At 33.3% G+C, this 24442-nt stretch carries 23 protein-coding genes; 9 read left to right on the top strand and 14 right to left on the bottom strand.

Annotated elements, in window-relative coordinates; all coding sequences use genetic code 11:
- Positions 1–10 precede the first annotated feature (10 nt).
- Entirely contained in the window at positions 11–3034 is a 3024-nt protein-coding gene (locus A5893_RS01070) for a TAT-variant-translocated molybdopterin oxidoreductase (RefSeq protein ID WP_068820686.1), read from the bottom strand.
- Between the two features lie 38 nt (positions 3035–3072).
- Positions 3073–4464, bottom strand: coding sequence for a cytochrome c3 family protein (locus tag A5893_RS01065; protein WP_068820685.1), 1392 nt, complete (start codon positions 4462–4464; stop codon positions 3073–3075).
- Between the two features lie 439 nt (positions 4465–4903).
- Here A5893_RS01065 and A5893_RS01060 point away from each other — a divergent pair, with 439 nt between their 5' ends.
- On the top strand, positions 4904–5119 hold the full coding sequence (locus A5893_RS01060) for a hypothetical protein (RefSeq protein ID WP_068820684.1): 216 nt from the start codon (positions 4904–4906) through the stop codon (positions 5117–5119).
- A gap of 81 nt (positions 5120–5200) precedes the next feature.
- Here A5893_RS01060 and A5893_RS01055 read toward each other — a convergent pair whose 3' ends face one another.
- Positions 5201–6181, bottom strand: a complete 981-nt coding sequence (locus A5893_RS01055; RefSeq protein ID WP_068820683.1) for a deoxyhypusine synthase family protein — start codon at positions 6179–6181, stop codon at positions 5201–5203.
- A 106-nt stretch (positions 6182–6287) separates the two neighbouring features.
- On the opposite strand from A5893_RS01055, the gene A5893_RS01050 reads away from it, so the two are divergent.
- Positions 6288–7421 (top strand): BamA/TamA family outer membrane protein, encoded by a 1134-nt coding sequence (locus A5893_RS01050; RefSeq protein WP_068820682.1) that lies wholly within the window; start codon positions 6288–6290, stop codon positions 7419–7421.
- Between the two features lie 97 nt (positions 7422–7518).
- Here the strand turns inward: A5893_RS01050 and A5893_RS01045 are convergent, their stop codons facing one another.
- The 9 genes from A5893_RS01045 to A5893_RS01005 form a co-directional block, all read right to left on the bottom strand.
- A complete protein-coding gene (locus A5893_RS01045) occupies positions 7519–8610 on the bottom strand; it encodes an AI-2E family transporter (protein WP_068820681.1) in 1092 nt (363 codons plus the stop codon).
- Positions 8611–8712: 102 nt separating this feature from the next.
- Positions 8713–9594: a 4-hydroxy-tetrahydrodipicolinate synthase gene (gene dapA, locus A5893_RS01040; protein ID WP_068820680.1), complete on the bottom strand. Its 882-nt coding sequence runs from the start codon at positions 9592–9594 to the stop codon at positions 8713–8715.
- The gene (locus A5893_RS01035; RefSeq protein ID WP_068820679.1) at positions 9591–10124 is read right to left on the bottom strand and encodes a DUF6913 domain-containing protein; all 534 of its coding nucleotides are present in this window, start codon (positions 10122–10124) and stop codon (positions 9591–9593) included. The genes dapA and A5893_RS01035 overlap by 4 nt, the downstream gene beginning before the upstream one ends.
- A gap of 111 nt (positions 10125–10235) precedes the next feature.
- Positions 10236–12263 (bottom strand): NAD-dependent DNA ligase LigA, encoded by a 2028-nt coding sequence (gene ligA / locus A5893_RS01030; protein WP_068820678.1) that lies wholly within the window; start codon positions 12261–12263, stop codon positions 10236–10238.
- Between the two features lie 26 nt (positions 12264–12289).
- On the bottom strand, positions 12290–13030 hold the full coding sequence (locus A5893_RS01025) for a LytR/AlgR family response regulator transcription factor (protein ID WP_068820677.1): 741 nt from the start codon (positions 13028–13030) through the stop codon (positions 12290–12292).
- Positions 13027–14064, bottom strand: coding sequence for a sensor histidine kinase (locus A5893_RS01020; RefSeq protein ID WP_068820676.1), 1038 nt, complete (start codon positions 14062–14064; stop codon positions 13027–13029). The genes A5893_RS01025 and A5893_RS01020 overlap by 4 nt, the downstream gene beginning before the upstream one ends.
- 2 nt (positions 14065–14066) lie before the next feature.
- Positions 14067–14405: a DUF4288 domain-containing protein gene (locus A5893_RS01015; protein WP_068820675.1), complete on the bottom strand. Its 339-nt coding sequence runs from the start codon at positions 14403–14405 to the stop codon at positions 14067–14069.
- A 15-nt stretch (positions 14406–14420) separates the two neighbouring features.
- Entirely contained in the window at positions 14421–15233 is an 813-nt protein-coding gene (locus tag A5893_RS01010) for a LiaF transmembrane domain-containing protein (RefSeq protein WP_068820674.1), read from the bottom strand.
- Between the two features lie 109 nt (positions 15234–15342).
- On the bottom strand, positions 15343–16110 hold the full coding sequence (locus A5893_RS01005) for a DUF3891 family protein (RefSeq protein ID WP_068820673.1): 768 nt from the start codon (positions 16108–16110) through the stop codon (positions 15343–15345).
- A 163-nt stretch (positions 16111–16273) separates the two neighbouring features.
- On the opposite strand from A5893_RS01005, the gene ald reads away from it, so the two are divergent.
- The 3 genes from ald to A5893_RS00990 all read left to right on the top strand — a co-directional run bounded on the left by ald (position 16274) and on the right by A5893_RS00990 (position 20481).
- The gene (gene ald / locus A5893_RS01000) at positions 16274–17419 is read left to right on the top strand and encodes an alanine dehydrogenase (RefSeq protein ID WP_068820672.1); all 1146 of its coding nucleotides are present in this window, start codon (positions 16274–16276) and stop codon (positions 17417–17419) included.
- Positions 17420–17667: 248 nt separating this feature from the next.
- The gene (locus tag A5893_RS00995; RefSeq protein WP_068820671.1) at positions 17668–19350 is read left to right on the top strand and encodes a glutamine--tRNA ligase/YqeY domain fusion protein; all 1683 of its coding nucleotides are present in this window, start codon (positions 17668–17670) and stop codon (positions 19348–19350) included.
- Positions 19351–19629: 279 nt separating this feature from the next.
- Entirely contained in the window at positions 19630–20481 is an 852-nt protein-coding gene (locus A5893_RS00990) for a pirin family protein (RefSeq protein WP_068820670.1), read from the top strand.
- 1 nt (position 20482) lies between these two features.
- Here A5893_RS00990 and A5893_RS00985 read toward each other — a convergent pair whose 3' ends face one another.
- Positions 20483–20968, bottom strand: a complete 486-nt coding sequence (locus tag A5893_RS00985) for a cupin domain-containing protein (RefSeq protein WP_068820669.1) — start codon at positions 20966–20968, stop codon at positions 20483–20485.
- Positions 20969–21314: 346 nt separating this feature from the next.
- Here A5893_RS00985 and groES point away from each other — a divergent pair, with 346 nt between their 5' ends.
- From groES to A5893_RS00965, 4 genes are all read left to right on the top strand, one after another.
- Positions 21315–21608, top strand: a complete 294-nt coding sequence (gene groES / locus A5893_RS00980) for a co-chaperone GroES (protein ID WP_068820668.1) — start codon at positions 21315–21317, stop codon at positions 21606–21608.
- Between the two features lie 146 nt (positions 21609–21754).
- On the top strand, positions 21755–23401 hold the full coding sequence (gene groL / locus A5893_RS00975; RefSeq protein ID WP_068820667.1) for a chaperonin GroEL: 1647 nt from the start codon (positions 21755–21757) through the stop codon (positions 23399–23401).
- A gap of 254 nt (positions 23402–23655) precedes the next feature.
- Entirely contained in the window at positions 23656–23838 is a 183-nt protein-coding gene (locus A5893_RS00970; protein ID WP_068820666.1) for a hypothetical protein, read from the top strand.
- Between the two features lie 3 nt (positions 23839–23841).
- Positions 23842–24270: a type II toxin-antitoxin system death-on-curing family toxin gene (locus A5893_RS00965; protein WP_068820665.1), complete on the top strand. Its 429-nt coding sequence runs from the start codon at positions 23842–23844 to the stop codon at positions 24268–24270.
- Here the strand turns inward: A5893_RS00965 and A5893_RS00960 are convergent.
- Positions 24245–24439 carry a DUF433 domain-containing protein gene (locus A5893_RS00960; protein WP_068820664.1) on the bottom strand — a complete coding sequence of 65 codons (195 nt, stop codon included), beginning with the start codon at positions 24437–24439 and terminating at the stop codon, positions 24245–24247. The genes A5893_RS00965 and A5893_RS00960 overlap by 26 nt on opposite strands.
- Positions 24440–24442 lie beyond the last annotated feature (3 nt).

Here is a 24442-nt window from a genome sequence, read left to right as displayed (position 1 = left end):
TGTTTAAATATTAAGCTTCTTGTAATCCTTTATTTGTGATTTTTGTCATGTAACCCACTCCAGATTGTACGTTTAACTCTTCCAAAACATAATAAGTTCTTTCATTAGTTAATGCTTTTGAAACTTCAGAATTAGGGTCATTTGCATCTCCAAACACAATTGCATTTGCAGGACAAGTTTGCTGACATGCAACTTTTACATCGCCATCTGCCAAAGTTCTTTTCTCTATTTTTGCTTTTAGTTTACCTGCTTGTATACGTTGTACACACATTGAGCATTTCTCCATTACTCCACGGAAACGAGTGGTAACATCTGGATTTAATACCAATTGTGTAAATTCATTATTTAGGTAGTTATCAAATCTTGAATCGTTCCAGTAATTAAACCAATTAAAACGACGTACTTTATATGGACAGTTATTTGCGCAGTATCTAGTTCCAACGCAACGATTATAAGCCATATGATTAATACCTTCATTTGAGTGTACAGTTGCTAAAACTGGACAAACTGTTTCGCAAGGTGCATGTTCGCAATGTTGACACATCATTGGTTGGTGTACTACAGAAATATTTTCCATATTACCTTCCATTTCTACGATAGCATCCTCCTCAGTTAATTGCTTTCCGCCATCATCAAATGTATAGTACCTATCTATACGTATCCAATGCATTTCCCTTCTACGTCTTACTTCATCTTTACCAACAACAGGTACATTATTTTCTGCATTACAGGCAACAATACAAGCACCACAACCAGTACAAGCATTTAAATCAATAGCCATAACCCAATTATGACCAGGTTGATCATATTTATTCCAAAGATCATGGGTTTCATGCTTTTTACCATGATTACCACTTCCATGTGCTGGATCTTTTTTATATTCTGCAAAAGAAGCTTCATTTATAATACTTCTACCCTCAAAAGTATGGTGAGTTTGTGTTTGTGCCAGTTCTTCATAACCACCTGTTTTAGTTAAAGTAACAGTAGTATTATTTTGAAGTGTGCCATTTAACAAACTTAAGAATGGATAGGCATTTTGACCAACGTTATCACCTACTTTACCAGCATTTTTTCTACCATATCCTAAAGCAACTGAAACAGTTCCTTGAGCTTGACCAGGTTGGTGAAGTATTGGTAAATCAATAGAATAGTTAGAACCTTTTACAGTTACAATATCATACTGAGCCAATCCTAATGACTGAGCATATTTTGGATTGATGGCTACATAATTGTCCCAAGTTACTTTTGATACCGGATCTGGAGTTTCCTGTAAAAAAGGATTGTTAGCTTGCTCACCAGAACCTATTGCTACTGATTGATAGACTTGTAATTGAATATCTTTTTCTAGTGATTTACTTTGTTTAATAATAGTCGAAACTGAATTAGAAACATCAGCTACAGTTTGAGTGGTAACCATTGGCTTAGCAGCAATTGTTACAAAACCGGACTGTAGTATATCATCCCACTTTAATCCTGCAGAAGCTAAAACTGTTTTCTCCCAATTCGCTCTTACATAAGAGTAATAATCTTGAACTGGACTATTAGCCCATTTCAGCATGCTCATTTCGGCTTGACGCGTATTGTATATTGGATTAATGGTAGGTTGAACGATAGTGAAATATCCATCAACTACATTATCATCTCCCCAACTTTCTAAAAAATTACTATTTGGAGCTGTAATTTGACATAGCGAAGCTGTTTCGTCTATTCTATCAGCAAATGAGATTGTTAGATTTACTTTTTTAATATTTTCTGCAAAATCTTTAGCCGCAGATGAGAAGTAAGCTGGATTAGAATTTAAAAACATTACCGCTCCTACTTTCCCTGCTTTCATATCTGATAGCAAAATTGCAAAAGCAGCATCATCTCCCAAATATTGATAAGAAGGATTATCTAAATCGATAGTAGTTCCGTAAGCGCCTAAAGCACTGTTAATTGAGTTTACTATATTCTGAATGGCCACATCATTAGATCCTGAAACTACCAAAGCAGCGCCTTTTGCTGCTAATAGTTCTCGGGCTACTAATTTTACAGCTGCATCCGCTGCATTATTTGCTGAAAGTGAAGCACCTCCATTAGATGCACCAGTTATGGCTGCATATAAATTTAATAATGCTGGTCCTTCTTCTGATAATTTTATAGCTATTCTTGAATCAGCTTTGGTACCTGTCAAACTCAAACCAGATTCAAACTGGATATGACGAGACATTTTCTTTTCTTCTAAAGAGGCTAGATTTCTATTCTTTACATATTGTTTAGTAAATTGAACAGGAGAAATCCAGGAACCTAAGAAATCTGCACCAAAACTTACGATTACATTTGCTTTATCAAAACGATACTGAGGTAAAACAGCTTTACCAAAACTTGCCTGGTTTGCTTTTAATATTCCAGAATAAGAAACTGGATCTACCATGACATGTTTTGTTGCTGGATAAGCAACAGAAAAATCTGCAATAGCTGCTTTTGTTGATGGACTGCTAACAGTATTACTTACTAAAACAATTGATTTACCAGAAGCTTGAACTTTAGCTAGTTCTTGCTTAACATGATTATCAATTTCTTCCCAAGATTTATCAACTCCGTTAAAAACAGGACCTTTTAATTTTGAAATATCATATAAATCTAAAACAGCAGCTTGTGCTTGCGCATTTAAACCTCCATTATTAATGATACATTTTGGGTTACCTTCTATTTTAATAGGACGGCCTTCACGTGTTTTAACAATGATACTTCCGCCTTTGTAACTAGAATTATAAAAATTTGGGATACCTGGTGTAACCTCTTCTGGTTTAATTAAATAAGGAACAGATTTTACAACTGGAGCAACGTTGCAAGCCGCTAAGCTTACTGCTCCTAATCCAAAACCCATTGCTTTTAAAAAATCTCTACGAGGCGTAGATGCATTTAAACCAGAACCTTCTAATAATTCTTCTACAGGAAGTGGTTCAGCAAATTCGTGTTTATTTTTTTCAACGAAATCAGTGGTTTTTTGAACTTCTTCTAAACCTTTCCAATATTTTTTTGTGCGCTCCATTTAAGCTATATAAGACTGTAATGTTTTGTTGCTAACTATTAATAATGACATTTACCGCATTCAAGACCACCTAAAACCGCTGCAGTAACTTTTTCTCCTTTTTTGATCTTCTCATGAGCGGCAATTACCTTATCATAATATGGATTCCCTTTTGAGTTAACCTCAGTTTGTTTATGACAATTGATACACCATTTCATAGTAAGTGGAGAATATTGATAAACTTCTTGCATCTCTTGAATAGGACCATGACACTTTTGACAAGCAATACCCGCAACTTTTACGTGTTGAGAATGATTGAAGTAAGCTAAATCAGGTAAATTATGAATTCTAACCCATTCAATAGGTCTTGGATTATCTCCGTATTTTTGTGTCTCTGGACTATAATCTAATGCTGCATAAATTTTAGAAATTTCTGGTGAAATTTCTCCATTATATTTCTCAGTTGCTTGTACGTATTTATGACAATTCATACAAATGTTTAAAGAAGGAATTGTAGCATTTTTAGATTTCCAAGCTCCAGAGTGACAATATTGACATTGTATTTGATTTGTACCAGCATGTAGCTGGTGAGAAAATTTAATAGGTTGAACTGGTTGGTAACCTTGTTGTACACCAGTATTCCATAAACCCATCCAACCGAAAGAACCTAATGTAATTATAATGGCTATAACAACAAAAGCCACTAACTTTTTATTCTTTGCTAATTTCTTTACGGTGGCTAATCTATCCTTTGGCTCTGCGTTATCATTCTCATCATCTTCTATTAAGATAATATCTGTTCCTTTTTTAAGTAATAAACGCTCTAGAGTTCCTATAACTCTATTTAATACCAGTATAACTAGAAAAGCAATAATAACGACTGCAATTAAACCTATCAGCATAAAATCACTTACTCCAGATTCTGCAGTTGTTGTGGCACCAGTGGCTCCTGCTGCAACAGCGTCGGGTTTTTTATCCCCTTCTATTTGTATATAAGCTAAAATATTCTCTACATCTCCATCACTAAATTGAGGAAATGGTGTCATCGCAGCTTTATTGTATTCTTCATAAATTGCAACAGACCTTTTATCGCCAGATGCAATCATTGCAGGAGAGTTTTTGATCCACTTAGTTAAATAAGTCTGATCATTGTATTTCTGATTTATTCCGGCCAACGCAGGACCCAATACTCTTTTATTAAGCGCATGGCAGGAAGTACAATTAGCCTTAAACAATGCTTCGCCAGCTTTAGGATCACCAGCTACCGTAGAGCCAGCTGCTGCAGCATCTCCTCCAGTTGGGGCAGCACCAGCAACAGTAGGGGCAGCAGTTTTTGAAGTATCTGCAGGGGCAGTTTGAATAAATGATGAACCTAGAGCACCCAATGCAATAGCTGTAACTATAACAAAAGGTCTTAAAAATCTTCTAAAGTCAGATGAGAAGTTTCTCATATTGAGTTTCTTATACACTAAATTAAAATATTAGGGTTTAAAAATGTGTTATTGACATTGTCCTATAAACATTTCCGATGGACAAAAGTATAATTATTTAGTCATGGGCTGACAAATTCATGACGTGTATTAATAATTTAGAATAATTCTAAACAAGATTATTATACTATCATAGTTGAGAGAATTAGCCCTTTTGAATTGAATTTTAGTGAATGATTAAAACTGCATTTAAGTTTATGATCTTAAATATTTAAAAATAAAACTAAAATCATTTTTAACCAGCTAATTTTTGTGTAAACAAAGTTGAATTTTTTTATAATCCATTTTATGAATAAAAAAATAACGAGGAAATTTAAATAGCGTTTGAAAATTCTATTTAAAATAATTGTGATTAAAATTTAAACAGTTTATTATATTTGCCACATTCAAATTTAAAAAGATGAAAAAAACACTTGGGATTGCCATAATTGTTATTGGAGCATTAATCTTATTAGGAGCTGTGGTTTTAACCCCTGCTGTTTCTTTTAATCCAGCCGATTCTAACAACGGAACCCATGCAGCTGCAATGTACTTCTTTGGCGGTTTATTTATTGCTGGGGTTGGTGTCGTGATTTTTGCAAATTCTTTACCAGATTATAAAACGAAGAATAATTAATATTTTTATTAAAATCTATTAAATAAAAAAGCAGGTTCTTTAAATGAAGATCCTGCTTTTTTGTTTATGTTTTTTTGTTGATTATTGCCTTAATATCCAGGCAAATATTAATGGTGCTACAATAGTTGCATCAGACTCTACGATGAATTTAGGTGTATGGATATCAAGTTTACCCCATGTTATTTTCTCGTTTGGAACTGCCCCGGAATAAGATCCATATGATGTTGTTGAATCTGATATCTGACAGAAGTAACTCCAAAAGGGAATATTTTCCATCTCCATATCCTGATATAACATTGGTACTACGCAAATTGGAAAATCACCGGCAATGCCCCCACCTATTTGAAAGAATCCAATTCCTTTTCCTCCAGAATTCTTAACATACCAGTCTGCCAACCAAGCCATATATTCTATTCCGCCTTTTACGGTAGTTGCTGTTAACTGCCCTTTTATCACATATGAAGAGAATATATTACCCATTGTAGAATCTTCCCATCCTGGCACCACTATCGGTAAGTTTTTTTCAGCTGCAGCTAACATCCAGGAGTTTTTTGGGTCTATTTCGTAATACTGTTCTAAGTCTCCACTCAGTAACATCTTGTACATAAATTCATGAGGAAAATATCTTTCGCCTGCAGCTTCTGCATCCATCCAAATTTTTTGAATGTGTTTTTGTAAACGGCGAAAAGCCTCTTCTTCTGGAATACATGTATCTGTAACACGGTTGTAATGGTTTTCCAGTAAATCCCATTCATCTTGAGGGCTTAAATCACGGTAATTTGGAACTCTTTTATAATGAGAGTGTGCCACCAAATTCATGATGTCTTCTTCTAGGTTTGCACCAGTACAAGAAATGATGGCCACCTTATCTTGTCTAATCATTTCTGCTAATGATATTCCCATTTCGGCAGTACTCATTGCACCAGCTAAGGTAATCATCATTTTACCGCCTTCAGCTAAATGAGTTTCATAACCTTTGGCCGCATCCATCAATGCCGCTGCATTAAAATGAAGGTAATTTTTTTCTATAAACTGTGAAATTGGACCTCTTTCTTGATTCATAATGTGCTTTAATTTTTTCCAAAAATAAGATTTTAGGATCTATCAAAAGAAAAGGATTAACTTTTGTAAGCTGATTTTCCTTTAATTTGCATTTTTAAAAATAATAATGAAAAGAATTTTTTACACTATTTTAATCTTAACTATCTCGATTGGCGCTTCGGCGCAAAAGAAAATTATAGATAAATTATTTTCTAGCGATACTACAAGGCATAACAGTTTTTTACCAGTCCCTTTAATTGGTTTTTCTCAGGAAGCTGGATTTGAATTTGGAGCCGTTGGTATTTATTCTTTTTATGTAGATAAAACAGATAAAACCATCAGAGCATCACAAATATATGGCGTCGCATTCACTAGTACAAAAGGAGTTAGTCAGTTATCTGGTAAAGGTGACATCTGGAGTAAAGGGAATAAATGGCACTCTCTTTACGAAGCAAGATTCTCTAATATTCCATTTAACTTTTATGGATTAGGTAGTGCTACAAAAAAGGATGATGAAGATTTAATAGTACAAACAAGATGGAGAGTTGGAGCCGAAATTGAAAAACAACTGACTAAATTTTACTATCCAGGTATTGGTGTAGAATTTGAGTCTTTAAATTTTAAGGACAAAGAGATAGGTGGCATATTTGACTTGGAAAATCAAGCCACATTAAATGACAAAGATGGAGGTAGGTATTCATTTTTAAAAATTACCCAGCTTTTGGATACTAGAAATAGTAACACTTATACGACAAAGGGGTTCTATGGCAGGTTCAGATATGGTTATGCTCCCGATTTTTTTGGAGGAAATAATTTTAGCGGCAATTTATTTACTACAGATTTAAGATATTTTAAAGCCCTTAATAAAAACTTGGTTTTGGCTAACCAAGCATTTTATGAAGCTATTAGGAGTAACAAGGACATTCCATTTTATATGTTGCGACAAATGGGAAATGACCAAATTATGCGAGGATATTATTTGGGGAGATACAGAGATAAAAATTATATGGCTTTACAAACTGAACTTAGATACAGGATAATACCTAGATTAGGTATGGTGGCTTTTGGTGGGGTTGGTGCTGTATATAATAATGGTTTTCTACCAAAAGAAAATTTAAAGCCTAGTTATGGGATAGGCGCAAGAGCATTTTTTGATTTAGATAAAAGCCTGGCATTAAGACTTGATTATGCTTGGGGCGAAAAACCAACTGGAGAAAATAGAATCTCTGGTTTATATATTTCTTTAGGAGAGTCTTTTTAAGACAGAGGAATATTATTGATTAAAGTTCGGCTGAGATAAAACTAGAAACATAATGGATGATATATAATTCCTAAAGAAATAGATTATCAAATTTTTCTCAACTTAAAATTTCTTCTAAAGGTTCAAAAACCTTTTCATCTTCTCCCATAATCATTCCCCAGGGTTTAAAACTCTCTATCCTATCAAAAATGATTTTGAGAACTGCCATAACTGGTATAGAAAGAAACATCCCAGAAATACCCCAAAGCATTTCACCTATAACCACACCTAAAATTGTAATTAAAGCATTTATCCTGACTTTTGAACCCACAATTATTGGCAATAAAATGTTACTATCTATTAAATGTATAATGATTATGGTGATGAGGACTAATAAAGTTTTGGAAAGAATTGTTGCTGTTGCAAAAGTGATGAGGACGCTAATAACCAATGCCACAAATATCCCTATGTAGGGAATGATATTAAAAATCCCTGTTATTAAACCTAATAAAATTGCATATTTTATTCCTAATGCCCAAAATGCTAAACAAGCAATAGCTGCTACAATTGCCATTTCTAAAAGTAACCCGAGAATATATTTCCTGATAATTGATTGTACATTCTCAATAACATCAATCACCACCAAACTATTCTCATCTTTAAAAACAGCCATTAAAAATTTCTTAATTAGTCTGCGATAAAGCAAAAAGAAAAAGGTATAAATGAAAGTGAAGATCAAAAACAAGAATATAGACGATAAAGACAATAAAGTTGCCGCAGCAAAAACAGTGCTTGATGATAGCAACTTTGTAGTGGCTTGATGAATGTAATCTAGTTGTTTAGACGCTTTGATGTGTAGCGTACTTTCTATATAAATTTGCGCTTTTTGTACTGTAGAATTAAGTTGACTTTGAAAACGTGGCCAATCATCAGCCAAATTGCTTACTTGAGAACCAATAAAATATAGGACAAGGATAATTAAGCTTAACAAAAGTAATACTGAAACCATTGCGGCCAAACCACGATGGAACTTCCATTTTTTTTCAAAAAAGTTTGTTAAAGGCATTAAAACCATAGAAAACAAACAAGAAAATATCAATGGTGATAAGAGTTCTTTTGTGTAAATAGCAATGTAACATAAAGCTATAATACTTAACAAAATACAGGCTAATTTTAGGTAGAACGGGTATTCTTTATTTACAACTTGCATTTAAAAGAGAATGGATTTATTAAAAAAATTAAGTACCCAATAAAACTGCCAAAAAATTAAACATTAAGTAAATAAACTAATGTTTAATTTCTTTTCATCTTTTCAATTACCTGAAAGCATTTTAATCTCTACTTCAATTTTAGAACGAGTTTGTTCTGTTACCTTAACTAGTGGCAATCTTAAATGATCATCGCAAATATTTAAGGCTTTCATACCTGCTTTTACACCAGCTGGGTTGCCTTCTATAAAACATAGCTTGGTGAATTCTAATAGACTAAAATGAGCAGCATGGGCAGCGCTGAAATCTCCTTTTAAACCATGGCGCACCATTGTAGAAAGTTGCAATGGAACTGCGTTCCCGATTACCGAAATAATCCCAACTGCACCAATAGCCATCATTGGTAAAGTAACCGGATCATCGCCAGAAATCAATAAAAAACCTTCTGGTTTGTTGGCTGCTATCTCGTTAAAAATATCAAAATTTCCGGATGCCTCTTTTGTGGCGATGATGTTTTTTTCTTTAGCTAAACGCAAAGTTGTTTCGGCAGACATGGTAACACCCGTACGGCCTGGAACATTATAAAGAATGATAGGTAATTTTGAAGCTTCGGCTATAGCCTTATAATGCTGATAAATGCCTTCTTGATTAGGCTTATTATAGTACGGAACAACAGAAAGCACTGCCTCATAACCTGCCATATCAAATTTTGAAACTGCTTCTACTATTTCTGCTGTATTATTTCCTCCAATCCCGGCAACTAATGGAATTCGATTGTTTACTTTTTGAGCAGTGAATTGGAAGATTTTCTGTTTCTCTTCTTTAGTTAAAGTTGCCGATTCGGCAGTGGTGCCCATTACCACAATATAATCTACTTTTCCGCTGATTAAGTGCTCAATAACTTTTGTTAAAGCATCAAAATCAACATTTCCATCCTCAAGAAAAGGCGTAACCATGGCTACTCCGGTCCCAAAAAATTTGCTCATTTTATTTTATCTAAATAGTATTTTAATTCGGTTGTAAAACCGGTTATGCTATGTTGCTGGGTTGCCAACATAAAATCGAAGAAAGGGGAGTTCTTTTTATCATAAGCCCCAACTTTAAACAACGATTTTGATAATGCAGTAATATAAACCAAAGGGAAACAAATTTCTGTACAAAGGTTTAAAAGGATATCAAACTCATTATTTACAAAGTTTTTGATTTTATCTTTTTTAGGGATAAGATTCCATTCAACGTCTTCTAATGAGATTAGATCTATAATATTAGATTTTAGCTTTAAGCTTTTATCAGAAATGAAACCCAATAATTTAACTTTCTTATTATTTCCTGATAAACTTTTTACTATATCTTCTGCTTCGGTTAACTGATTTTGGTTTTGGATATTTACCAATATACCTATGTTTTTAGCATCATCTAAAGAAACAGATTTGTTTTTACGCATCTGTTTTTTTATCTCTTGTTTTAACTGATGAAAGCCAAACCTCAAACGTATTTGATTTATTAGTTCAATCATTTATTTATTTCTTAAATCGTTTTAAAACGATATTTAAATTTTAATTGCTGTTAAATAGGATTGCGAAAGTACTAAATAAAATAAAACTTAATATAAAGTGATTTTTGAAATTTATTGCGGTTGCTTTCCTGCTATCAATTCCAACAAAACTACATCAGAAATCATATCAATCTTTAATTTTTGGGCTTTTTCTAACTTAGCTGGACCCATATTATCTCCTGCTACCAAAAAATTCAATTTTGCAGAAATACTGCTCAAAATCTTTCCTCCATTCGCTTCTATCATTTCTTTTAATTCATCACGACTGTAGTTTTCAAAAACGCCAGAGATTAAGAAAGTTTTTCCACTTAAATTTTCTGAAGCTAAAATGATTTCCTTTTCCTCAATCTTGAAATTTAAACCATCTTGTTTTAAATTCATGATTTCATTTTCATGAACTTGTTGCATAAAATAATCTATTACACTCTGAGCTATACGTTCACCAATTTCATCTGCAGCTATTAACTCTTCAAAACTAGCTTTTATGATATTGTCGATATTCTTGAAATGTTGAGCTAATTTTTTAGCGACTGTTGCACCAACATACCTAATCCCCAATCCAAATAAAACCCTTTCAAAAGGCATGTTTTTAGATTTCTCAATACCATCTAGCATATTTAAAATCGATTTTTCTCCAAATCGATCTAATTCTTTCAGTTCTTCTATTTTGTTTTTAAGTTGATAAATATCGCTAATATGCCTTAACAGTCCTTTCTGGAAAAAGGCATCTACCGTTTCCGCACCAATCCCTTCAATATTCATCGCCTTACGGCTGATAAAATGCTGCATACGCCCAATAATTTGGGGCGGACATTCTTCATCATTTGGGCAATAATGTACTGCTTCATTATCTTGTCTAATCAATATAAATCCACATTCTGGACATTTGTTGAGGAATTCTATTTTTTCAGCATTTAATAAGCGTTTTTCTAAATTAACACGAATAATTTTGGGAATAATTTCCCCTCCTTTTTCAACTAAAACTGTATCGTTTTCATGCAAATCCAACCGCTCCATTTCATTTGCATTATGAAGTGTAGCTCGTTTAACGGTTGTACCAGCCAATAAAACAGGTTTTAAATTTGCTACTGGTGTAACCGCCCCTGTCCGGCCAACCTGATAGGTTACTTTTTCTAAAATGGTTTCAACTTCTTGCGCTTTGTATTTATAACTGATTGCCCATCGTGGCGATTTTGCTGTGAAACCTAATTCTTGTTGCTGAGCGTAGCTATTTACCTTCAATACAATTCCGTCAATATCATAACTTAGCTTAAAACGCTTCTCGTCCCACTCAGCAATAAATGTTAAAACATCTTGAATATTATTGCATAACCTGCTTTCTTCCGAGATTTTAAATCCCCAACTTTTTACCGCTTGCAAACTTTCCCAATGTGTTTTAAAAGGATTTTTATCACTATAAAAGAAATATAGAAAACAATCTAATGGACGCTTTGCAACCTCAGCAGAGTCTTGCATTTTTACCGTTCCGGATGCAAAATTTCTTGGGTTTGCATAAGCTACTTCTCCGTTTTCTAAACGTTCTTCGTTCAGTTTTTCAAATGCTGCTTTGTGCATAAAAACTTCCCCACGTATATCAAAATCATCAGGCATACTTTTACCAGAAACTTGAAGGGGAATGGTTCTAATCGTTTTTACGTTTGCGGTTACTTCATCTCCTTTTGTGCCATCGCCACGGGTTACCGCTCTTAATAATTTTCCATCTTGGTAAGTTAAACTCATGGATAATCCATCAAACTTTAACTCACAAACGTATTCAAAATCATCGCCTATGGCTTTTCTTATTCTTTGATCAAAATCTATTAAATCTTGTTCGTTATAAGTATTTCCCAAACTCATCATTGGCCATTTATGGACAATGGTTTTAAAGTTTTTGGTAATTTCTCCACCTACTTTTTGAGTTGGGGAATCTGGATTTAAAAATTGTGGATTTGCTTTTTCTAAAACTTCTAGTTCTTTCAGTTTCTGATCAAAATCATAGTCAGAAATTGAGGGCATTGCCAATACATAATAATTGTAGTTGTGCTGTTTTAATTCCCGCACAAGGGCATCTATTTGGTCTTTTGCATCAAAAAGCGACATGGCAACGAAGATACATTTTTGGGAGATTAAATTCCTAAAACTGCTTTTAATTTTGGATAACCTGTTTTGCTTACAGGTATTTTTTCACCTGTTTTTAGGATAATTAAATAACCGTCTTTGTCATAAGGTTCTAGCTTTGTGATTTGGTCTATTTTTACAATGTAAGACCTATGAACCCTCACAAATAATTTAGGATTTAAATTTTTCTCGAAAAAAGCTAAAGTCTGATTTTTTAAAAATGCGCCTTCGGCAGTATGGATGTTCACATAATCATCGTCAGCGGCTAAATGAGTAATGTCATAAACCGAAATTACCTTTATTTTATTTCCTGTTTTTACAACGATACGCTCGTTTTGAGTATTATTTTGTTGTGCAGTGATTTCTATTTTTTCTTTTTGTTGATGATTTTGAGTTTGGCTGTTAGCTAAAAATTTATCAACTGCTTTATTAAATCTTTCCTGATCAAATGGCTTTAGCAAATAATCTATCGCGTTAGCTTCAAATGCTTTTAGCGCAAATTCATCATAAGCTGTAGTGAAAATAATCGATGGCATTTCATCTAATAATTCTAGCATCTCAAAACCTGTAATCTTAGGCATTTGAATATCCAAAAAAACCAATTGTGGTTGATGTTCATTTATGGCTTTTAATCCTTCAAAACCATTTCCACATTCTGCAACGATCTCAATATCGGCGTAAGCCAAAAGATATTGCACAATAATACTTCTTGCCAAAGGCTCATCATCTATAATTAAAGCTTTGATCATGTGGTTTGAGGGATTAAAATTGTGGTTGTAAAAGTGTTTTTTGTTATTGATGTTTTTAATAAGTCCGTACGGCTATATAATAAAGCCAACCTTCTTTGAGTGCTGTTTAGGCCGAAACCTGTTCCTTTATTAGGATGCGCCGTTTCTGGGTCAAAGGGATTAGAAATGTTAATTTTTAAATATGGATTTTCAAAACTTGTTACTATTTGTATGGTAACGTTATCTAATGTATCGTAAAGACCAAATTTGATGGCGTTTTCTACAATGGGTTGCAACAACATTGGCGGAATTAGTTTTAGTAAAGATTCTCCATCATTTAAGATTTGAGTATTTAAACGATTACCAAACCTTACTTTTTCTATCTCTAAATAAAGGTCCAGATGTTCTAATTCTGATTGGAGATTTGTTAAATCATCATTTTTTTTAATGGTTCCCCTTAAAAAATCCGACAATTGTTGCACCATTTTCCTGGCTTCTTGCGGTTTGCTTAAAGTTAATGCCGAAATAGAATTTAAACTATTGAATAAAAAATGGGGTTGTAATTTCTCTCTTAAAGATGACAATTCTGCATCTCTTGTGAGCTTTTCTGCCTCGTTTTTACGTTCGATTAATTCCTGATGATCTTGTTGGTTATAATATAAAATGCTAATGGCAGACATACAGCCAATCAATAAAAAACAAAAAGCAAACCGAATTGGCAATGATGTGATGATGATATTCTGATAAATTAAATCATTGCTAATCAATTTAAAAAACGAATACCTAATGATAGCTGCATATTTTGCAGATAAAATTAAACACAACACAATTACATAAATATATTTTGTGCCTTTAGGTCGATAATAATAAAATACGTTTGAAATTATCCAACAAACCAAGCCTAAAATGGCATTTGAAACTACACTATCCTTTAAAGCAACGTTTTCTGATATGCCTAAACTTAGCAAAGTATAGTATTGCAAACTCCCCAAAATTATCAGTATGGATAAAAATGCCCACTTAAACTTTCTATCAGATAATGGAGAATTTGCCACAATTATGCTGTTTTCCTTTTTCTTAACGCATTTGCTTTCTCATCAATAAAACAAAGATAATTTTCTAGGTTGTCTGGTTCTACAATGTGATAATGTATTTCTTTGCCATGTTCTAAATTGCCCAAATGTTCTAATTCTGTTACTGCAACAAATTTCCATTTTACTGTTGTTTGTTTATTAGATTTCAGTTCATCTTGATAGATGTAACCTAATTGATGCGCCATTTCTAAAGCTAATTCTTCATTTATGGCATCTATTAATCTTAATTGCTCATCAAATTGAGGATAAGAACTTTCGCTACCCTCAATCTGAAATATCATTTTTGCTACAAACCAATTCATCGTTTAATCTTTATGTTAAAAATTTCTGATTTCTATACCGGCAAAAATAGAAGTGCCTTTTATTAACAATATTTTACTTCTATCTGGTAACACTTGTACCAATGATCTTTTGTCATCAATCCCACCAAAAATAGCGGTCATTTCTGTTACCACATCCCAGGTTGGTGGAATCACTATTTTAGTGCCTCCCATTATTTGGGTAACATCTAAAACTACTGTTCCAATAATATCAGCATGAAGAAAATTAATTTCACAGCCTCCCATAATGGTTACAATATCTCCTCCTTTAAAATCCTTTGATAGGACGTTTTTCTTATTTCCACCAAAAACAGATACACTGTCTAAAAATTCATCGCCTGTAGTGCGGTGGGTTTCATTAGCTACAGGCTCTTCATTTTTTGGTGTTTGGCTATCGTAATTTTGAGCAGCAGAATCATAAGTTAAATCGAAATTTTCTCTCCATTTATTTCTTCCATTTGCGTAATCTTTCCTTTTATATCCTTTGCCAAAAATAAACCATATCCCTATTCCAATTAAAATAATTGGCCAAGTTACGTTACCAACATTCCAGTCGGAATTCATTTTTTCTAAAAGAAAAACCCCTCCAATCAAAATCATGATAAATGAGCCTGGTTTTTTAAAATTATGCTTTACACCGCTTGCTAATCCAATTACAATCAATATCATTGGCCAGCTAAACAGCCAGGACGGGAATTGGATTAAATTAAATTGTTTCACTAATAGCGCAACTCCTACTAAGAGTATCGCTGCCCCAATAACTTTTTTTCCGTTAGGATTTGGGTGTCTTTTTATTTCTTGATTTTCCATTACTTTTTAATTTATAGGATAAATGTAAAGGCTTTTGAAAAATTGTGGAATGGAATTCCGACAAGTGGCATTAGAAACTCGGTGAACTGTGCTATTTTATCGGTAAAATCTAGGTGATTCTTAAAGCATAATAACTAGAATTGGCTTGTTGATAAGCAGAAGCTAAACCTATTTCTTTAATTAAACTTTTGGTTACTGTTTTATAAATGATTTTAACATCAAAATGATGCTCAAATGGAGAGTAATTAAATTTAACCTTTAGCTTGCCCTGGATAAACATAGGGACAATACCTCTGTAACCAGACTGATTAAAGAAATCTGAATTTTCAAATCCTTTTTCAAACATAGGATGTTCATAATCTTTTCTAATATTTGGCTGGGTCATGCAAACATATAATGCAATGTTATCGCAAAGGTTTAGTATTTTAATTTGATAATCAAGTATCTCAACTTCGTTTTGGGAAAGTTTTAACTTATTTATTAAATGTTTCTGGCGCAATTTTTCCTTTTCTACAAATACTTTACAATCGTTAGAAACATTGTTTTTCACCAAACTACAATAGTGTAAACTGCATAATATTGCTGCGTAAGAATTGGCCATGTTTACCTGCTCTATACCAAACTTATAAAACTGTAATTTTAGTTTTTCAGGATAGTTAAGAAAACTATATGGTTTCCCAGTATAATCATCTAATAAAGGATGAGAATCTGGTATAACCCATGCCCTATCATGCTGATGTATTGCGAATTTTAAAGACTCATAGTGTTTACTTGGAAGAAATTCCTTTTTTAGATTAGAAAACATCTCTCCTGCTATGTATGCATGATCATGTTGGGTTATAAAAAGGTACTGGTCTAGCTCTTCTCTTATGATCATTTTCAAAAAATAAATTTACAATTTAAAATTTCGTTTCAAAACCTAAATGTTACATTTTATAATTTATCATTTTTATATATTTTTAATAAAATCATTAACTTTTTAATATTTTTCTTAATTATTATTGATAAATAACTACTTTTAGTTTAAAAATATTGAGATTATGATTATCGGAGTGCCTAGAGAAATGAAAAATCATGAAAATAGAGTGGGTTTAACCCCTGCCGGAACTCATGAATTGGTAAAAAGAGGACATCAAGTGCTCATAGAAACTCATTCTGGTGCTGCTAGTGGTTTTAGAAATGATGATTATGAAGAAGCTGGTGCAGAAATTATTTCTACTGAGGATGAAATTTGGGGAAGGGCAGACATGATTATTAAGGTTAAAGAGCCTGAAGAACATGAATATAAAATGGCTCGTAAAAACCAATTGATTTTTAGCTTTTTCCATTTTGCATCCAACAAAAAACTGACTTATGCCATGATGGATAGTGGTGCAATATGTTTGGCTTATGAAACTGTAGAAGCAACCGATAAATCATTACCTATTCTAGTACCAATGAGTGAAGTGGCCGGCAGAATGGCCATACAACAAGGTGCTAGATATTTAGAAAAACCAGTAATGGGTCGTGGAATTTTATTAGGTGGCGTACCAGGCGTTACACCTGGAAAAGTTTTAATTATTGGTGCTGGTGTCGTTGGTGTTCAAGCTGCAAAAATGGCTTCGGGTCTAGGTGCACACGTCACCATAATTGATACCAATATCCAAAGATTAAGATACGTAAACGATATTTTGCCGCCACATGTGGTAACTATGTACAGTAGCGAATATAATATCAGAAAATTAGTTGCAAATCACGATTTAATTGTTGGTGCGGTTTTAATTCCTGGCGGTAAATCGCCGATGGTTATTACCAGAGATATGCTTAAATTAATGAGACCAGGAACTGTTTTAGTTGATGTCTCTGTTGACCAAGGCGGCTGTATAGAAACCTGCAAACCTACTACTCATGAAAATCCAACCTATATTGTAGATGGTATTTTACACTATTGCGTTACCAATATGCCAGGTGCAGTTCCTTATACATCCACTATTGCATTGACAAATAGTACATTTCCTTATGTTTTAGAATTAGCCGATAAAGGCTGGAAAAAAGCCTGTTTAGATAATTACGAACTGTTAAAAGGTTTAAACATTATAAAAGGAGAAGTGGTTTACCGAGGCGTTGCCGAAGCATTTGACTTACATTATAAAGCCGTTCATCATTTTTTAGACGGTGGTTTGGAAGAAGGAACAGAAGAAGATTGAAATGATCTAATTTTTAATCTTACCTATGAAATAATTTATTAGGGCGTTTTCACACGCTTTCCACTATATCTTTTTCTGAAAAGAAAAAAGCTTGCCCGACTACTGGCGTGGGATGCCGTTCCAATCGTTAACGCTCGCATTTTACAGCCTTTTTGCTTTAAATAATTTATCGCAACATTTAATACAAATTTATCCAATGGATAAAAATATTTAAAAATTCTTACTTTTGCGACTTGTAATTTTAGAGCATGTCAGAAGAAAAATCATTAAATTTTGTTGAAGAGATTGTAGAGAACGATTTAAGTTCTGGCAAATACGATAAAATTATTACCCGCTTCCCACCAGAGCCAAATGGCTTTTTACATATAGGGCATGCTAGTTCTATTTGCCTAAATTTTGGATTAACCCAAAAATTTAATGGCTACACCAATCTTCGTTTTGATGATACCAATCCCGTTACAGAAGATACCATTTATGTAGATGCCATCAAAAAAGACATCGCATGGTTAGGTTTTAAATGGGAAAACGAACTTTACGCTTCAGATTATTTTGATACGCTATATGAATTTGCTGTAAAGCTGATAGAAAAAGGTTTTGCCTACGTAGATGATTTAAGTGCAGAGGAAATGGCAAACTTAAAAGGAACACCAACAGAAATTGGAAAAGATAGCCCTTTTAGAAATCGTTCTGTAGCAGAAAATTTAGCACTTTTTGCTCAAATGAAAAATGGTGATTTCCCTGATGGCAGCAAAACTTTAAGAGCAAAAGTAGATATGGCTCATGTAAATATGTTAATGCGTGATCCTATTTTATATCGAATTAAACACGCAAAACATCACCGTACGGGTGATAAATGGTGTATTTACCCAATGTATGATTTTGCCCACGGACAAAGTGATGCAATTGAACATGTTACCCACTCTGTTTGTACTTTAGAATTTATTCCGCATAGAGATTTATACAATTGGTTAATTGAGAAATTAGGAATATATCCATCTCACCAATATGAATTTGCCCGCAGAAATTTAAACTATACCGTAACTAGTAAAAGAAAATTACTGCAATTGGTAAATGAGAATTTTGTAAACGGCTGGGATGATCCAAGAATGCCAACCATCAGCGGGTTGCGTAGAAGAGGTTTTACCCCTTCTTCTATTCGTAATTTTTGTGAACGCATCGGCATTGCTAAAAGAGATAATTTAATTGAATACAGTTTATTAGAATTTTTTATCCGTGAGGATTTAAACAAAACTTCTTGGAGAAGAATGGCGGTTTTAGATCCAATAAAAATGGTCATCACCAATTATCCAGAAGGCCAGGAAGAAATGTTGCATGGTGAAAACAATCCAGAAGTTGAAGGGCATGATGGCGAAAGGCAAATTCCTTTTAGCAACGAACTTTGGATAGAACGTGATGATTTTATGGAAGAACCTCCAAAAAAATTCTTTCGTTTAGGCCCTGGATTAATGAGTCGTTTAAAGAACGCCTATATTGTTAGATGCGATGATTTTGTAAAAGATGCAGCAGGAAATGTTACTGAAATCCATTGTACTTATTTTCCAGAATCTAAATCCGGAGAAGATACATCGGGTTTAAAAGTTAAGGGAACCATGCATTGGGTGAGTGTTAAACATGCAAAAACTGCCGAAGTAAGATTATATGATCGTCTTTTCACATCAGAAGAACCTGATAGAGAAGAAGGTGATTTTAAAGAATATTTAAATCCAGAAAGCTTAACTGTTTTAAAAAACGCTTATATAGAACCAGATTTAGCAAACGCTCAACAACAATTAGAAGAAAATCCAGATAGGCGTTACCAATTTATCCGTAAAGGTTATTTTTGTTTAGATGCGGATTCTACCGCAGATCATTTGATTTTTAACAGAACCGTTACTCTAAAAGATACCTGGGCTAAAGAGATTGGGAAATAGTTTTTTGTTTGAATTTTTTTGTTTGAATCTTTAGTCTGAATCTCGATTTTCAGCATACAAAGGATTTTGAAAAATTGGTAAGGTAGAAAGTTTAATAAACATCAAAAAAAACCTATAATCCTGTAAATCAATATTTAGACAAATAAAATCAATATTCAGAAAATTTTAATCTCATCAATTTAATGTAAATTAAAAAAGTGCAACTGTCAATTGGACTAATTTTTGGTTCTTTTGAAACAAAAATGGTACCTACTGTTTTATTAATTAACAGATAAGATGATGAGAAAGATTAAAGCAATTCACAAAGCCGTTTATTCCCCAATTGATGATTTAGAAACTTTTAGGGCAATACCTACTCAAAGTATTGATTACCTGGATCCTTTTCTTTTTTTAAACCATCATGGACCACAATTTTACAGAAAAAATAATAACGGATTACCTTTTGGTCCGCATCCTCACCGAGGTTTTGAAACCTTAACCTACGTTATAAAAGGAGACATTACTCATCAGGATTCTGGCGGCGGAGAAAGCGTAATTAAAGAAGGTGGCATTCAATGGATGACGGCCGGAAGCGGTTTAATTCATTCTGAAGTTTCTTCTCAAGAATTTAAGGATAATGGTGGCGAAGTAGAAGTTATCCAATTATGGTTAAACTTAGCTGCAAAACACAAAATGGTAAAGCCTAATTATGTGGGTTTGCCTTTCGGCGATATTTGCCATTTCGATTTAGACAATGGAAAAGTTAATGTTGATTTGATCTCTGGAAATTGGGGAGAAAATAAAGGGCCAAGAGATTCTTTAAGTAACCTCACCATGACAAGCATCAGGCTTAAAGCCGATGGAATACTTGATTTAGAAATTAATAAAAAAGATGAAATTTTGTTTTATTTAGCTAATGGCGAATTGGTTGTGAACGGAACTGAAATTCAAAAACATCAGTTGGTTCAGTTTGAAAATGATGATACTAAAATCTCTATAAAAGCAAATAAAGATTCTTATTTAATATTAGGATATGGAGAACCTTTCAACGAGCCAATGGTTGCGCAAGGTTCATTTGTAATGAATACTCAACAAGAAATTATGGATTCTTACGCTGATTTTAGATCAGGGAAAATGGGAACTTGGAAGTAAATTAATCCAGGCACATTTCTTCTAAAACTGCGCTTAACTGAGGATGAGTTTTAATTAATTCTTGTTTTTTAGCCATTTCAAAATCTGCAAAATCAAAGCCTGGAGAAACTGTACAGCTTACTAAACCAAAGCTTTCATAATTTTTCATTCTTGAGGCGAACCATGTATTTGCAGGAATTGTTGCCTGCAAAACTTCTCCATTTTCCACATCATTTCCTAAATAAATGGTTTTCAATTCATCTTTTTCAATATAAAGAATTTCTAAAGTAGCACCGAATTGATGAAACCATAATTCATCTGATTTAATTTTATGGAAATGAGATTTATTATCATTTTCTAACAAGAAATAAATAGCGGTGGTTAAGTTTCTTTTATTTCCATGCTCATTTTCTACCTCTTCTTTAGCTCGGTAAGTTTCTTTATAAAAACCACCTTCGGGATGCGTTTGTAAACCAAGTTTTTCTATGAAATATTTTGCTGTTTTCATGAGTTTAAAATTATAAAATAAATGAAATGGATTGATAATTAAAATTTAAGATTGAGGTTGTTTTTTGCGTAAGGGATAGTAATGAAAATCCTTTTTGTTTTCACAAAAAGATTGTAATGGATAGCCCGACCCATCCGCTAGCTAGCGGATGGGAAACGCCCAAATCATTAATTTTTATAGTCAAAACTTAACAATTTTAAAACCAAACTGACAAGCTGACACTCTCATTTTACGATAGAATAATCCTGTCTGACTTATACTGCGAAAATTTGACATTTTCTTTCTTTGGCATATTCTGTGTACAAACAAGGATACAATATAAAATTTAAAAAAAACAAAATAGATTATGGCATTGAACATTAAACCTATCGCAGACAGAGTAGTGGTAGAAGCTGCTGCTGCAGAAGAAAAAACAGCTTCGGGAATCTATATTCCAGATACAGCTAAGGAAAAACCTTCGCAAGGAATAATTGTAGCAGTAGGAAGTGGAAAATTTGCAGATTCTACAGGTGCGCAAATTCCGATGGATGTAAAAGTTGGTGATAAAGTTTTATACAGCAAATATGGTGGTACAGAAATTACCTACGAAGGTAAAGAATACTTAATCATGCGTGAGTCAGACATTTACGCAGTTCTTTAATCAGTATTGAGTATAGAGATTTGAGTATTGAGAGTTCAACTCTGTCTCTAACTAAAAAAATAAATTAATTTAAAATTTGTTTGGTTTTGTTTATTGCGATTTATAAGTCTCATTACTCAAAACTCAAATCTCATATCTAAAATAAAATGGCAAAACAAGTTAAATATAATGTAGAAGCTCGCGATGCTTTGAAACGCGGTGTAGATATTTTAGCCAATGCGGTTAAAGTAACCTTAGGTCCAAAAGGAAGAAACGTAATTATCGATAAGAAATTTGGTTCTCCAATTATTACTAAAGATGGTGTTACCGTTGCTAAAGAGATTGAATTATCAGATTCTTTAGAAAATATGGGTGCACAAATGGTAAAAGAAGTAGCTTCAAAAACTGCTGATATTGCTGGTGATGGTACTACAACTGCAACAGTTTTAGCTCAGGCTATAGTTACTGCAGGTATTAAAAACGTAGCATCGGGTGCAAACCCAATGGATTTAAAACGTGGCATTGATAAAGCAGTTGCTGCGGTTGTTGCTAACTTAAAATCTCAGTCTAAAACTGTAGGTGATGATAATAACATGATCAAACAAGTTGCGTCTATCTCTGCAAATAATGATGATGTTATCGGTTCTTTAATTGCTGAGGCAATGGCTAAAGTTGGTAAAGACGGTGTAATTACTGTAGAAGAAGCAAAAGGTACTGAAACTGAAGTTAAAACTGTTGAAGGTATGCAGTTTGATAGAGGTTATTTATCTCCTTACTTTGTTACCAATGCAGATAAAATGGAGGTTGAATTAGAAAGTCCTTACATTTTAATTTACGATAAAAAAATCAGCAACATGAAAGAATTGTTGCCAGTTTTAGAAAAACAAGTTCAAACTGGTAAGCCACTTTTGATTATTGCAGAAGATTTAGACGGAGAAGCTTTAGCTACTTTGGTTGTAAATAAAATCCGTGGTTCTTTGAAAGTTGCAGCTGTTAAAGCTCCAGGTTTTGGTGACAGAAGAAAAGCAATGTTAGAAGACATCGCAATTTTGACAGGCGGAACCGTAATTTCTGAAGAAAGAGGTTACAAATTAGAAAACGCTGAATTGTCTTACCTTGGTCAGTGTGAGAAAATCACTATCGATAAAGATAATACAACGATCATTAACGGAATTGGTCAGTCAGAGGATATTAAAGCTAGGGTTAATCAAATCAAAGCTCAAATAGATACTACAACTTCAGATTACGATAAAGAAAAATTACAAGAACGTTTAGCCAAATTATCTGGTGGAGTTGCTGTTCTTTACGTTGGTGCTGCTACAGAAGTAGAAATGAAAGAGAAAAAAGACCGTGTTGACGATGCTTTACATGCTACAAGAGCAGCTGTTGAAGAAGGAATTGTTGCTGGTGGAGGTGTTGCTTTTATTAGAGCGGTAGAATCTTTAAAAGATTTGAAAGGTGCTAATGAAGATGAAAATACTGGTATAAAAATCATTACAAGAGCTATTGAAGAGCCATTACGTCAGATTTGTGCTAATGCAGGAATTGAAGGTTCTATCGTTGTTCATAATGTAAAACAAGGTACAGCAGATTACGGTTACAATGCCCGTACAGATGTTTACGAAAACTTAATTGGAGCAGGTGTTATTGACCCAACTAAAGTATCTCGTGTAGCTTTAGAAAATGCAGCTTCAATTGCAGCTATGTTATTAACTACAGAATGTGTGTTAGCAGATGAGCCTGAAGAGGCTGGTGCTGGTGCAGGACATGGAATGCCACCAATGGGCGGCGGCGGCATGGGCGGCATGATGTAATTTTTAAAGGCTTAAAGCAAAAAGCTAAAGGCTTAAAGCTGAATTGCTTAATATATAAAAAATCCTTGTTCATTAATTTGGGCAAGGATTTTTTTTGTTTTGGAAAAGTAAGGTTTGTGGTAATAAATTTAGGATAGTTAGGATTTATTTTCATAATCAAAAAAAAATTTCAGTTGACATATACACTTTTAATCAAATCTGAAGAATAGATACATATAAAAATTTTCTTCGTAACTTTAAATAAAAAATCAGATATGGACACACAACATCAATACACAGTTGAAGAAGTATTAGAGATTGCATTGAAGCTTAATGATGATGACAGAAAATTAATAAAAGAAGAAATACAAAAATCTTTATTAAACAAAGAAGAGATTCTTAACAAGATAAATCCTATTCATAAAAAGTATGAATCAACTTACAAGGCTTTATCGTAGAAAATGCGATTTTTAACCAAAGCAGAAATTATTTTTTTAAATAAAAATAATGTTCAGAGATTCGGTGGAAATTTTGTGCCTCCAAGTAATTTATTAAATGAAAATCCACTAGATTATTTAGTAGAAATAGTAAATTCTGAATATTTTGGTCAAAAACTCTATCCAGAAATTTATGATATAGCAGCCGTTTATTTATTTAATATTATTTGTAATCATGTATTTACAGATGGGAACAAAAGAGCAGGCTTGGATAGTTGTTTGCTATTCTTAAATTTTAACGGCTATCAACTTCAAGATAAAATAACAAATGAAATTTTAACAGATTTCATTTTGTCAGTCGCTTCAGGTCATGAAACATTAGAATCTGTTCAAGGTTGGTTGAAACTACATATTGAAGTATTAAATTTTAATACTCAGAATAAGCAAGAGTAGCTAAAATATCACCTTCTCTCAATTGAGGGAAATCAGAAATTATTTCTCGAATAGACATCCCCTCCGATAACCAACTCAAAATATCGTAAATAGCAATTCGAGTTCCTTTTATACAAGGTTTTCCAAAACGGATTTCAGAATTAATTTGAATATGCTCACGGTAGTCCATTAT

This window comes from Pedobacter psychrophilus (genome assembly GCF_001652725.1).
Lineage (GTDB): Bacteria > Bacteroidota > Bacteroidia > Sphingobacteriales > Sphingobacteriaceae > Pseudopedobacter > Pseudopedobacter psychrophilus.
The sequence above is the reverse complement of the archived record's forward strand: the minus strand, read 5'-3'. Positions and strand labels throughout refer to the sequence as shown.